Here is a 13,068-nt window from a genome sequence, read left to right on the forward strand (position 1 = left end):
GAAAACCAAATCTGACATTAGCGTCAGAATCAAGATATAGTCGGTTCAATATAATTTGGATACACAGAAGGCGAGTGAAAGCACTACAAGTCGTAGACTAAGCGAGCCTGACACCGTATCCAATTTATAGGGGATTTGACTATAGCAGATAAAAAATAATGGAGTACGTGCTAATGGAACTACAATGGCAACTATGCAGTGAAACCAATCTAGCGTTGTTTTTCCCTAAACCGATCACCCTAGAAAAACAACAAAAATGCTGGGCTTTATCAGACAGTATCCAGAAAATGCCAGAAGTCATCGAAGTGGTGATTGGTATGAATACGCTCAGTGTATTCATCGTGCCATTAACTTGGGCTGAGCTTACTACCTTTAAAGATAAGCTTTCAGACCTGCTCAATGACATCCCTTCAAAAACCATCCAAGGCAAGCACGTCGAGATACCAGTGCAGTACGGCGGTAAGTATGGCCCTGATTTAGCGGCCATGGCGAATGACTTAAACCTTTCGGTTGAAGCCGTTGTTGAGCTACATACCAAAGCCACTTATACCGTTTACTTTATCGGTTTTCAGCCAGGATTTCCTTATCTTGGCGGCTTGTCTGAGTCGCTGTATTTCCCAAGGCATGCCATCCCTAGAACTCAAGTGCCGGCAGGCTCAGTGGGTATCGGCGGTGAGCAGACAGGGGTTTATCCTTTTGATTCTCCAGGCGGTTGGCAGCTACTAGGCCAGACGGATACTGCTTTATTTGATTTAACCAAGTCTTCTCCGACGTTGCTTAACGCAGGCGATACTTTGACATTTAAAGCGATTGATATTCATCAATAAGCGATAAATAAAAGATGCATGAATCAAAAAGACAAATAAACAGGTGGTATCAATGAAAATTTTAACTGCGAGTGCCCTTGCCAGTATTCAAGATTCGGGACGACTGGGTTACCGCAGTATGGGCGTGGGTAGAAATGGCGTGATGGACAGCTGGGCGCTGCAAGCCGGCAATGCTTTGATGAAAAACGAAGCCAACGAACCTGCTATTGAAATAGCGCTCGGTGAGCTAACCATACAGTTTGAAGAAAGCGTCAGTTTTTGCTTAACAGGCGCTTTATACGAGGCGTATTTAGACGACAAGCGTGTTCCTTGCTATTGGCGTATCAATGCAACAGCGGGGCAAACGCTCAAACTTTTGCGTCCGCTACAAGGTATGTATACCTATTTGTGTGTGCACGGTGGCTTTGATATCGAGCCAGTATTGCAGTCAGTCAGCACCAATCTCAAAGCAGGATTTGGCGGATTTGAAGGCAGATATTTAAAAGTCGATGACAGCTTAACGGTAAAAACTGAATCAAACCTGCCTGTCATTGGGGTGGCTCGGCTTGCACCAACCGATGTCATTAGAGTGATAAAAAGCAGTGAGTATGATTGCTTCACTGAGTCGTCTCAACAAGCTTTTGAAAATCAGCCTTGGAAACTACAAACCAGTAGCAACCGTATGGGTTACCGCCTTGAAGGAGCAACAGCGCTTGAATTTAGTAAGCCTGTAGAAATGAGCTCACATGGTGTTGATATTGGTATGATTCAGGTGCCACCACAAGGGCAACCGATTATTTTGATGGCGGATGGGCAAACAACGGGTGGCTACCCGAAAATTGCAACCGTGATTCAAGCAGACATAGGCCTGATGGCACAGATTAGATTTGGCAAAGCCTGTCAGTTCGTCGTTGTGTCGTTAGAGCAGGCATTGCGTGAACAACAAAAAAGACAACATTACATCGATCAAATAAAGGAGTATGCCAATGAAAATTGATTTAAATGCTGATGTGGCTGAAGGCTGCGGGCAAGACGATAAGTTATTGACGATAGTCAGCTCAGCGAATGTCTGCTGCGGCTTGCACGCTGGGTCTTATAGCGAGATGCTAGCCACGTTGCAATTGGCAAAAGTAAACAACGTCAGCGTAGGCGCGCACCCTGGTCTAAACGATAGAGAAAACTTTGGTCGTATTCATCAGCCGTTAAGTGAAGCCGACTATCGTGCTTTATTGGTGTATCAGCTGGGCGCAACCAAAGCACTTTGTGACTTAGTCGGCGTGACTTTGGACTATGTAAAACCGCATGGTGCGTTGTACAACCAAGCGGCCATTGATGAAAATTTATCAGACATTTTGGTCAGTGAAATCAAACGATTTGATCCAAGCCTAAAGGTCATGGGTCTGTCTGGTGGTTATCTGGTTAAGGCAGCCAAAAAACAGGGTCTAGAGGCGATATCAGAAGTGTTTGCCGATAGGAACTATGAAAAAGACGGCTCATTGGTCTCTCGTAGCAAAGACAACGCCCTGATAACCGACACAGACGATGCGGTTAAGCATGTGTTGCAAATGATTACTGAAGGGACAGTCACCAGTGTCTGCGGTCAAACCGTACCTGTAGAGGCGCAAAGTATCTGCCTACATGGGGATGGTGAGCACGCTATTTTATTCGCGCAAGAAATAAAGAAACAACTAGAGCTCAAAGGTATCACTATATCTGCCCACTAAATATCCTCCCATTAATCGTTTGATTGAATAATTCCATATAGCACAAGGATGTTTATGAGCACTATAAAAAAACATAATACCGCCATTTTAGGCGCGGCCTTCCTGATGGCCACATCAGCAGTAGGGCCAGGGTTTTTGACCCAAACGGCCACATTCACCGAAAGCCTAATGGCGAGTTTCGGCTTTGTTATCTTAATATCCATTGTTATGGACATCGGCGTCCAGCTTAACGTTTGGCGAGTAGTCGCGGTCTCCAAAAAGCGTGCACAGGAAATCGCCAACTTGGTGTTTCCTGGTGTCGGTTACTTGCTCGCGTTCTTAATCATTGCGGGTGGTCTGGCTTTTAATATTGGTAATATTGGCGGTGCCGGACTTGGCATGCAGTCCATGTTCAACATGTCACCCATTACAGGCGCCCTGATCAGTGGTGTGATTGCCGTCGCCATATTTTTAGGCCGAGAAACGGGGCCTATGATGGATAAGTTCGCTCAGTTAATGGGCTTTATCCTGATTGTATTGGTCATTTATGTGGTCTTTAAATCTGATCCGCCATTAGCAGAAGCCGTCAGCAAAACGATCATGCCCGACAAAATTGATGCAGTCGCTATCGTGACGTTAGTCGGCGGTACGGTTGGCGGTTATATTACTTTCTCAGGTGCGCATCGCTTATTAGAAGCAGGCGTGAGTGGAGAAGAGAATTTAAAATCAGTGACCAGAAGCTCGGTCTCTGGTATTTTGATTGCCTCTGTGATTCGCGTGTTTTTATTCCTTGCAGTATTAGGCGTGGTATCTCAAGGCTTTGCATTGGATCCTGCCAACCCAGCCATGTCGCCGTTTCAGTACATTTTAGGAAATGCGGGTAAAGTTATTTTTGGTATGGTGATTTGGGCCGCTTCTGTGACCTCGGTGATTGGTGCTGCTTATACCTCTGTGTCTTTTATGACCAACTTCCATCCATTCATTGAGAAGCACAAACGCTACTTCATTATTGGTTTCATCGTGATCTCGACAATGGTGTTTGCCACTATCGGTAAACCGGCCCAAGTACTGGTATTGGTCGGTACGTTAAATGGTTTGGTATTGCCTATCGCCATGGTCATTATCCTGATTGCCGCCTACAGAAAAAATATCGTTGGCAATTATAAGCATCCTATTTGGATTGCGGTATTTGGTTGGTTAATCGCCATTGTTATGAGTATCCTGAGTGTCATGACCATTGCTAAATATCTGGGCATGAGTTAAAAAATTAAGAGAAGGAATGTATTATGGATATAGAGCAAATAGCACGTGTGGTCAAACTGGTTGAAAGCAGTCAGCTGCACGAAGTCACGATTGCAGACAACGGGCAATCTATTACGGTGGTTAACAGTTTAGGTGTGCAGAATAATGTGAGCGCTAATCCTATAGATGACACGACTACTCATGAGCCTGAACAGCAGGGTAGTGATGTCTTGCAAGTAGGTGCCACTTATGTAGGGCAGGTCTACTTAAGTGAAGACGATGCAACAGACAACTTGGTCAAAGAAGGCGAACACATTCAAAAAGGTCAAACCGTTTGCTTCATTGATGAATTGACCCGTTTGCAGCCAGTGATTAGTAATAAAGAAGGTGTGGTCACGGCAGTTTTGGTTGAAAATGGTCAGAACGTTGAATACGGACAGCCTATTTTAGACCTATCGGGCGTTCCTATTTAGACAGGTAGGCATTTAATATTCGTATAGGTGGGTATAGGTGGGTATAGGTGGGTATAGGTGGGTATAGGTGGTATTACCTAAGGCGGTTTCGATAGCTGACATTGATTTTTTATTGACCTATGATGTCATGCTGTCTCTGTTTTATATTGACCTGACTATAGCCTGTAAACTGGAGTTTTGACTCTGTTAGTTAGCCTGCTGTTGCAAAGAGAATTTAAGCTATAACTGTTTTGGTAGCAAAAACAGCCTTTGTTAAGCGCGCTTGAACCACAGAAAAACTAAGAAAGGCCACTCAAAGGTGGCCTTTCTACTGTTGCAGTGAATCAATTACTGAGCATTGCGTTTGATAAACGCGAGCAACGGATCAATCACATTGTTGTTGGCATCGTCGTCAGCGGAAAGTATATCGTTATGGGCATAGCCTTCACTCATATATACTTCAAAGCCGCCTTCTGACCCACCATAAGTTGGAAATGCGCTTAAATCTGCCGCGCCAGACAACATTCTTGGCGTCCCATTACACGTCATTGTGACACAAGGCGCGATTGCATTGGCAAAGCTACGCCAGAGCCCTGATACAGGCGTCAGACCATTGGTGCCACCAAAACCAATCACCGGCACATCAATCTTGCGAGCTTGAGTTTGATTGACAATATCTGATCGACCCCGTCCACCTTGGGCTATTGGTAATGATAATTTACTGGTATCCAGCCCCAAATTTGCACCACCTGCCGCCGCGTTGTTAGCAAGTAGCAAACCAGTGCTAGGATAATACCAATCACTGTAGTTAGTACCACCGACAAAGAACGATGGTGCGATGCGCTTCAGATTGGTTGGCTCTGCCTCAACACCCCAAATCAAAGACTGATTCGATAGCATGGTCGGCGCAGGCCCATTATCAACAAAGACTGAACTTGGTAAGGGCTGATCGTTATCTAACCATGTGAACACGCCATCAGCATTTGAATTGCCAATGATACCCATTGATAGTTGAATGAATGCTGGTGTGAGGATATTATCATCATCCTGAAAAGTACCTACAGCAGCGCCAGCGGTCACTGGCACAGGACGATCGACAAGGCCTTCTACCTGCTGATAGACGCTATTTGTTTTGCCATTGCGATCTGCACCGAAACCTTGTTGTAGTATATTCTGGGTGCCATTAATCGTATCCTCAAATACCATTTGCATACCCAGTACTTCAGTCGATGCCACTAGCCGCGGACTTAGGCCTGGTAAAGCAATATATGAGCTTATTCGACCTGCTTGCGCTGCTGCATAAAGTCCACCATCAGCGGCAGCTTCCACAGCATCTAACTGAGCATCAGATGGAGGCTCACCTGCTAGCGCGCCACCTGAACCTTCCAGTAGTACCAGTCCTCGCAGCTTAGCGTAACCGGGATCTTCAGCACCCATGCCACTAAAATTAAAATCAGTCGCCGCATAACGTGCTACAAATCCCGTACCAGCAGAATGACCTGCTAAAAAGACGTTGCCATTACGCGCCGCTTCTCGTGCCAATTCGACTACCTCATTAATATCTTGTGAATGAACTTGAGGCGTCCAATTCACCATAAAAGGAACGTCACTTTGCTCATAAAATTCAGCACGACGATTCAACTCAGGACTCAGATCTAGATCCAGCTCACCACCAAAAAGAGAGTCTAAAGCGATCTTAACATCTCTATTTTTTTCAGCAATATCCAGACCAGCTGTGTCTTCAAGTAATGTAGAGCGACGATCAAAACCCCATACCTCGACTGTCATTCCAGCAGCCTTCGCCTTTATCATAAGGTTTTCAGCCAGTCGGAAATAATTGTGCGCTGAGCCTAGTGTGCCGGGTATGGCAACCAAAATCGCATCAGGCTGTTGATTGTCTTGATCAGCGAGTGCGTAACGCGTATAACGTGCTTGGTTGAGATCAGCGTTTGCACCTAAATGAGTGATGAGTTTGGGATTAGTGACGACTACGCCTGCTGTTCCAGGGGTTTGTGCTGCTTTGGCAGGACTCGATACAGTTGTGGTCGATACACACATATCATTTACTTGAATAGCATTAAGTACCGAGGAACAAGGCTCAATTACCGAAGGTGTGCTAGTAATATTATTGTCATCATCAGAAAAACATCCTGTCAAAGCAATGCTAGCTGCAAAAATAGTAGCCGCATGAACGGCCATCGAAAGCTTATTCAGTCGCATTTAAATCTCCATTTCCGGTTAGACCGGCAACATTTCCGTATGTAGGATTTTTTATATCACATAATTATTACATTGTGTTAAATTTAAGTAATAAATAAAAAATAACAGGTATAAAGCACGCTAAATCATAACTCACTGAATATTAAATAATTTTACTTTTAAGACAGTAAAGCCATTCGCGCTAATTTTACAGCTGATGCTTGCTATCAAGTTTTATAAACAAACAGTGACGTTTTAGTTATGCGCTCTGACGATGATAATAAAACTACATTTTTTTGGCGATTTATGGCCTAAACTCTTTTAAATTCTATTTCCACGGCGCGCACAGCCCTGCGGGTGGTACTCGACCAAAGCAGTACTTTGCTTATTCTCACTTATATAGTCAGAGCACTTTTAAACCGCTACGGTGTTATCCGTGCTAGATGTACTCAGTGTACTATCCTATCTGCGGTCGGTCGCCTTGTAGCGATTCTAAAACTCCTTGACTATAGGATAATACGCCATAAAAAAGACAGCCTAGGCTGCCTTTTTTGGAGAGTAATTTATTAGCGTAAGGCGAGGCGATATTGCCATCTCAAACTGAGTGGGATTAGCGAATATTTCAACAGTATTGAGCAAAAAACCATTTGCCACTTGACCTGCCGCATCCTCAGCCTATGTTTTGTCTGAAGTAATAGCAGCTAAATATAGCTCACGCATTCAGACCTCAAAGAGGCGTATGTTTAAATCAAAGGTGTGCTGATTTATTTTCATAGATAACATCCATGTAGGTTCGAATGATATCCAACAAAAATCATCTTATAAAAATTGCTCAAATATACCATCAATATATCTGTCTACCGCTTCTGTATCATTACTTACCTGCGCATAAGTTCTTAAACCGATGAGTTGAATTTGGAAGTAGCGCGCCAGTTCGTTTGGATCTTTATCACTGCTTATTTCACAGTTATCGATGGCTTGCTCAAAGGCTCTAACAAAAGAGGTCTCCACACGTTCTAAAATGCTTGTCGCATAAGTCAGTAACTCTGGGCTGTCGTTTTGTGTGAGCTCAGCGATGGTTTTGACCACCATGCACATGCCGCTGGGTGCAGTGCCTTTGCTACAGACAGTCACACTACGGACAAAACGCTTGAGGCCAGCTAGGACGGTTTTTTCTTGCGCAATGCCATTGGTAAGATTGACCGCCCCTTGCTCAGCATAGCGGTTTAAGGCTTCTTTAAACAAATTGTCTTTATTACCAAAAGCGGCATAAAGACTGCCAGGGCGCATGTCCATGACCTCCTGTAAGTTTCTCATGGAGGTGGCGTGGTAGCCTTTTTCCCAATAAAGATTTTTGGCTTTTTCGATTACGTCATCACGATTAAACTTCGCTTGTTCACTCATCATGTTCACCTTAAAAGCTATTGTTTTATAAAACTGCCATCTTAAATTCTGGAAAACCAAGTATTATTAGTAGAGTTAATCTCAAACTACAAAAGCATAACCATTATAACGTGTTACTAGGATAACTGTTTCTTGCGTGCTGTGCCTATGTGCCTACGCCGACAGAGGCGACAAAAAATTATCCTAGCAGCACTGTGTTGGTGCTAACCAGTTACTCCGGTTTTAGTGCCAATACTTTATCGATATCTGTCGAACTGTGACGGTTTTCCAGTTGTTCCCATGCTTCGCCCCACGTACGGTTGACGATACGACCACGTTGTACTGCGGGACGCGCTAAGATAGCTTTTGCCCAACGCTGCACATGGGTGTAATCATCGACTTGCAAAAAGTCTTTTGCCTCATACTGATTGCCCAACACCAAGTTGCCATACCAAGGCCAAGTAGCAATATCGGCGATACTATACTCATCACCGGCAATAAATTCATTTTTTGCCAATTGCTTATCAAGCACGTCCAACTGGCGCTTGGTTTCCATGGTAAAGCGATTGATGGCATATTCAAATTTTTCGGGCGCATAAGCATAAAAATGCCCAAAACCGCCGCCCAAGTATGGGGCAGAACCATGTAACCAAAATAGCCAGTTAAAGACTTGGGTGCGTTTGCTGCCTGCTTTAGGTAGTAATGTATCAAACTTTTCAGCAAGGTAAAGCAAAATAGATGCCGACTCAAATACCATTTCAGTCTCTGAGACAGAGCGATCAACGAACGCTGGGATTTTTGAGTTGGGGTTGATATCGACAAAGCCTGATGAAAACTGATCGCCGTCGCCAATATTAATCATATGGGCGTCGTATTCTGCATCTTTGCCTAGCGCTAGTAGCTCCTCTAGCATGATGGTGACTTTTTGACCGTTGGGCGTGCCCATCGAATATAGTTGCAAATCATGCTTGCCGACTGGTAGTTCTTTTTCATGGGTAGCACCGGAAACGGGGCGATTCACACTGGCCCATTTACCGCCACTCTCTGCATCATGCGTCCAGATTTTGGGAGGTACGTATTGGTTTTCCATTTTTATTATTCCTGTTTTTATATTCGAAGTTATTCGAAGTTATTTGATGTCTTTAGCAAAGTTTTGTGGATATAAGGCGCGTGCAGCTACGTCATCAAAATCTGATTTGAACTCAATGTCTTTGGCGATATTGCGAGCTTTATCAACCGCAGGACGAGTGTTTATACTAGCAAACCAACGTTTGAGATTCGGATAATTGTCTAACCCTGCTTCGCCCAATACAAAGGCGGCCTTGTCAACCCAGCCCCAAGCAGAGATATCCGCAATAGAGTAGGTGTCTCCAACTAAATATTCACGGCCTTCCATGTGCTTATCTAGCACTTCGTAATGACGCTCTGCTTCACGAAGATAACGATTGATCGCATAAGGGTTTTTTTCAGGTGCTTTATGTCTAAAATGCACTGATTGACCAGAAAATGGACCTAGGCCTGTCGCGACAAACATTAGCCATGACAGCATCTCGCCTCGGTCTTCTGGCTTTCCAGCAAGCTTGCCTGTTTTTTCAGCCAAGTACATCAAAATAGCTGTCGAATCAAAGACTCGGTGGCCATCGTCTTCAATAGCGGGCGCTTTACCGTTTGGGTTAATCGCGCGATACTCAGGCGTGTGTTGCTCACCTTTTAAAGTATCTACCGGCATCAGCTCGTAAGTGAGGCCTGTCTCCATAAGATACAAAGCCACTTTCATTGGATTAGGCGTTTGGTGAAAATAAAATTTAATCATAATACTATCCTTGAAGGGTGAAAAGAATTTAGATGTCCGTCGCGTAGCTACAATAAACATAAATGAACGACCGTTCAAGTGTATTTTGACCAATTATTTGTTTTATTAAGGTCAACTGTAGCGATAATTTTTATTAGACAGACTTTTGTGGTCGTAATAATAAGGCGAGTCCAATCGCGACAAAGGCGGCAATGCCAGACATCATATAACTGATACTAAAGTCGCCAGTAAGCTCTGCGAGATAACCTGCTGCCACTGGTCCGAGCGCCTGCCCACCCGAAAAAGCAAAAGTCAGTGCCGCAAGAGCACTTGCTGCCGCCGCAGGTCCGAAATAATCGCCAGCGGAGGCTGCCATAATGACAGGCACGCTCCAGACCACCAAGCCAAACAGAATGATGGACATATACAGTCCTAAAGTCCAATCGGTCAATCCGACCAGCAGATAAGCGATGGCCAGAAAGAAAAAAGCCAGAGCGAGTCCAAGACGTCTGCCAATGTGGTCAGAAATCCAGCCAAAGAGCATACCTGAAAAGACACTAAGCAGCCCAATCCATGCCCAAATGCCACCTGCAGTCGCTTCGCTCAGTTGATATGAGCCAACCATGCTAGTCACGATAAAAGTCACGTAAACCATATAAGTGGCGCCATAAATAGCAAATATAATGCCCAAATGCACAAGCAGCTTGATATTGCTACGCTCTAGTTTTTTCTTATTCTTTACAGGCAAGGTTGGAGTGCGCCCAAAAGGACTTTGATTGACATCGTTTGGGTGATTGCGAATCAAAGTGAAAGTAAGACAAGCCACCACAACATTGATAACCGCAAAAATTAGCCAGCCTGTCTGCCAAGACAGTAGTGTGGAAACAGGCAGGAGTTTTGGGACGACAAAGCCAGACAAAATAATGCCAAACCCAGGACCAGCCATGACCAGGCCTAAGGCAAGACCACGGTGCGAAGGAAAAAACCAATGCGACATGACGCTCATCATCGGCAAAACCACGCCGCCGCTACCAATACCAGTGACCACATAAAGTGTGCATAGTAGGGGGAAGCTTGTGGTAAAAGCCATACCAAGCATGGAGGCAGCAATTAAGAGAAGGCTGGCCGTCCCAGTAGCTCGAGTACCAAATCGAGGTAGGAGGAGCGGGCTTAAAATAACGGCGACGAGATAGCCTATCAGGTTAGTAAACCCTAATATGCCGCTTTGAGTATAGTTTAATTCCAAAGAAGCCGACATAGATGGCAACAGCATCCCAAAGGCAAATCGTCCTAAGCCAAGTCCGCAAAACATTGCCACAGCGCCTGTGGCAGCTACTATCCAAGCATAGTGTAATCCACCTAGTCTAAGGGGAGGCGTGCGACCTTGGTCTTCTTGTTGAATGATCTCATCATGCATTGTGATTCTCCGATAAGTGGAGAAGAGCACGTTTTGCGATCACAGTGCTCATGTTAGATAGATCGAATAAAGCGGTTATCTGGCTTAAAGTATTACCCATTTTACACACATCCTTTTGTGTTTAGGTCTCGTAGAATTTCCAAGCGATTGCGGCATGATCTTGATATAAGCAGCTTTTTCTGCTTCCTTAGCGACGGATATCGACTAGATCTCTCTAATCATCATCATGCACAATACAAATGAGTATAACTTTGCCTGAACGTTCGTTCAATAGGGTTTTACATAAGAAGCTAAATACTTCATGAATGACATAAAAAAATGCCAGAACATTTGAGGGAATGGCATTTTGAGTACTACTTCTACAGTACAGTCTTCATACGGATGTCTTTCTACTATTACAGTAGTATTTTTCTTTGATATATAGATCTCTCAGTTGCTTATTCGCGTTCAAATTTTCAAGGCAACCGTAAGTATTAATAGATTAGTGGTTGAGCATTGAAGTTTGTAATCACTTCCTACTGATACATTCATCCCAATATGGCGGTGTACCATAATAGTCTGCCATAAAATCAATAAAGCACCTGATTTTGTGAGGTAGCAGTTTTCTATGGGCATAGATGGCATATAACCCGATAGGGGTCGGTTCATATTCAGGTAGCACTATGACTAGCTTGCCAGCATTTAATGCTTTACTAGCAATAAAGGTCGGTTGTAATACCAATCCAGCGCCTTCAATGGCTGCCTCTACCAATACATCACCATTGTTACTCCGAAAAACACTACTTTCCTTGAGTTGTTTGGCTTTTAGGTATTTGAAAACTTGTCCCTTAGTGTCTATATTCATATAGCTATAATGCAAATAGCGATGCGCTTCTAAATCCTCAAGTCGTTTAGGCGTACCGTGAATATTAAGATAGTCGGGTGATGCGCACAAAACCACACGAATAGGTGCGATTTTCTTAGCAATAAGTGATGAGCTTTCAAGCTGTCCAATACGCAGGGCAACATCAAACCCTTCTTCAACAATATCGACTTTTCGGTCGCTTAGCTGTAGATCAACAGTGACTGAAGGGTATCGTGCTTGAAAGTCAGTGACCAATTTTGCCATATGCTTTAAGGCGAACGAGACGGGCGCACTGATTCGTAAGATACCTTTAGGGAGCTGCTGTAAACCACCCAATTGCGCCTCCATTTCATCAATACTCAATAAAATCTGCTGCGCATGGATAAAATACTGGCTGCCAGCCTCAGTCACGCTTACTTTACGAGTCGTACGATTGAGCAGGCGAGTATGTAGCTGCTCCTCTAGTTTTGCAATATATTTGCTGACCAGTTGTGGTGAGAGCTGTGTAGTAGTTGCCGCCTTACTAAAGCTGCCCTCGTTCACCACCGCTACAAAGGTACGCATCGCATCGATTCTGTCCATATTACTTCCTGCTACTAGTTAGTCGTCACAGCAATTATAAACGTTGTGTTGTTAATCATTCAATATTATCTATCTTACTCTTTTAATTTATTGATAGTAAAGTGTGCTCATTCCAATAGATCGAACAACTTTAAACAATAAACATGATGGAGTAATCATTAGTGAAAACGTCAATACTACATAAAGCTTTACTATCAAATGCTGGTGCAGCTGCTCTAATATTACGTGTGCCAATAGGTTTGATTTTGGCTGCCCATGGCGCGCAAAAGCTATTTGGTTGGTTCGGTGGCAATGGGCTAGCAGGCACTGCGCAATGGCTGAGTAGCATGGGTATGGAGCCTGGTTTGCTAATGGCGATATTGGCAGGCGGCGCTGAGTTCTTTGGTGGTCTTGCATTAGTCTTGGGCTTACTCACACGACCTGCCGCACTGGTTGCTGCATTTACGATGTTAGTTGCGATCTTCTCTGTACATATCAGTAATGGTTTATTTGCCGCTGATGGTGGTTACGAATACGCCTTAGTCTTGATGGTCGCTTTGCTTGCTTTAGCCGTACAAGGTGGCGGTTCTCTTAGTCTGGATAAAGCGTTATCAGAGAAAATAGGGTCGGTTAAATAACGAGGGTCGGTTAAATAACGATCGAAGATAA

General features: G+C 44.1%; 12 protein-coding genes. 6 read left to right on the top strand and 6 right to left on the bottom strand.

All coding sequences use genetic code 11. The annotated features are described in order from the left end of the window. Positions 1–173 precede the first annotated feature (173 nt). From pxpB to JMY08_RS00920, 5 genes are read left to right on the top strand one after another with little or no spacing between them, the layout of a single operon-like run. A complete protein-coding gene (gene pxpB / locus JMY08_RS00900; RefSeq protein WP_201588598.1) occupies positions 174–827 on the top strand; it encodes a 5-oxoprolinase subunit PxpB in 654 nt (217 codons plus the stop codon). Between the two features lie 52 nt (positions 828–879). Further along, positions 880–1,803, top strand: a complete 924-nt coding sequence (locus tag JMY08_RS00905) for a biotin-dependent carboxyltransferase family protein (protein WP_201588600.1) — start codon at positions 880–882, stop codon at positions 1,801–1,803. Next, entirely contained in the window at positions 1,793–2,530 is a 738-nt protein-coding gene (gene pxpA, locus JMY08_RS00910; protein ID WP_201588602.1) for a 5-oxoprolinase subunit PxpA, read from the top strand. The genes JMY08_RS00905 and pxpA overlap by 11 nt, the downstream gene beginning before the upstream one ends. Before the next feature lie 54 nt (positions 2,531–2,584). Continuing rightward, positions 2,585–3,772 (top strand): NRAMP family divalent metal transporter, encoded by a 1,188-nt coding sequence (locus JMY08_RS00915; protein WP_110923445.1) that lies wholly within the window; start codon positions 2,585–2,587, stop codon positions 3,770–3,772. A 23-nt stretch (positions 3,773–3,795) separates the two neighbouring features. Further along, a complete protein-coding gene (locus JMY08_RS00920; protein ID WP_201588604.1) occupies positions 3,796–4,224 on the top strand; it encodes an acetyl-CoA carboxylase biotin carboxyl carrier protein in 429 nt (142 codons plus the stop codon). A gap of 327 nt (positions 4,225–4,551) precedes the next feature. Here JMY08_RS00920 and JMY08_RS00925 read toward each other — a convergent pair whose 3' ends face one another. From JMY08_RS00925 to JMY08_RS00950, 6 genes are all read right to left on the bottom strand, one after another. Then, on the bottom strand, positions 4,552–6,423 hold the full coding sequence (locus tag JMY08_RS00925; RefSeq protein WP_201588607.1) for a hypothetical protein: 1,872 nt from the start codon (positions 6,421–6,423) through the stop codon (positions 4,552–4,554). Between the two features lie 798 nt (positions 6,424–7,221). Beyond that, complete coding sequence (locus tag JMY08_RS00930; protein WP_201588610.1) at positions 7,222–7,806, bottom strand: TetR/AcrR family transcriptional regulator; 585 nt, start codon at positions 7,804–7,806, stop codon at positions 7,222–7,224. Positions 7,807–8,017: 211 nt separating this feature from the next. Then, entirely contained in the window at positions 8,018–8,875 is an 858-nt protein-coding gene (yghU, locus tag JMY08_RS00935) for a glutathione-dependent disulfide-bond oxidoreductase (RefSeq protein ID WP_201588614.1), read from the bottom strand. Positions 8,876–8,914: 39 nt separating this feature from the next. Beyond that, positions 8,915–9,598, bottom strand: coding sequence for a glutathione S-transferase family protein (locus JMY08_RS00940; protein ID WP_201588617.1), 684 nt, complete (start codon positions 9,596–9,598; stop codon positions 8,915–8,917). A 133-nt stretch (positions 9,599–9,731) separates the two neighbouring features. Further along, positions 9,732–10,994 carry an MFS transporter gene (locus JMY08_RS00945; protein WP_201588620.1) on the bottom strand — a complete coding sequence of 421 codons (1,263 nt, stop codon included), beginning with the start codon at positions 10,992–10,994 and terminating at the stop codon, positions 9,732–9,734. A gap of 508 nt (positions 10,995–11,502) precedes the next feature. After that, the gene (locus JMY08_RS00950; protein ID WP_201588623.1) at positions 11,503–12,420 is read right to left on the bottom strand and encodes a LysR family transcriptional regulator; all 918 of its coding nucleotides are present in this window, start codon (positions 12,418–12,420) and stop codon (positions 11,503–11,505) included. 161 nt (positions 12,421–12,581) lie between these two features. Between JMY08_RS00950 and JMY08_RS00955 the strand changes: the two genes are divergently transcribed. Next, positions 12,582–13,037, top strand: a complete 456-nt coding sequence (locus JMY08_RS00955) for a DoxX family protein (RefSeq protein ID WP_201588626.1) — start codon at positions 12,582–12,584, stop codon at positions 13,035–13,037. The last annotated feature ends 31 nt before the right edge of the window (positions 13,038–13,068 follow it).

This window comes from Psychrobacter sp. Pi2-51 (assembly GCF_904846665.1).
GTDB lineage: Bacteria > Pseudomonadota > Gammaproteobacteria > Pseudomonadales > Moraxellaceae > Psychrobacter > Psychrobacter glaciei.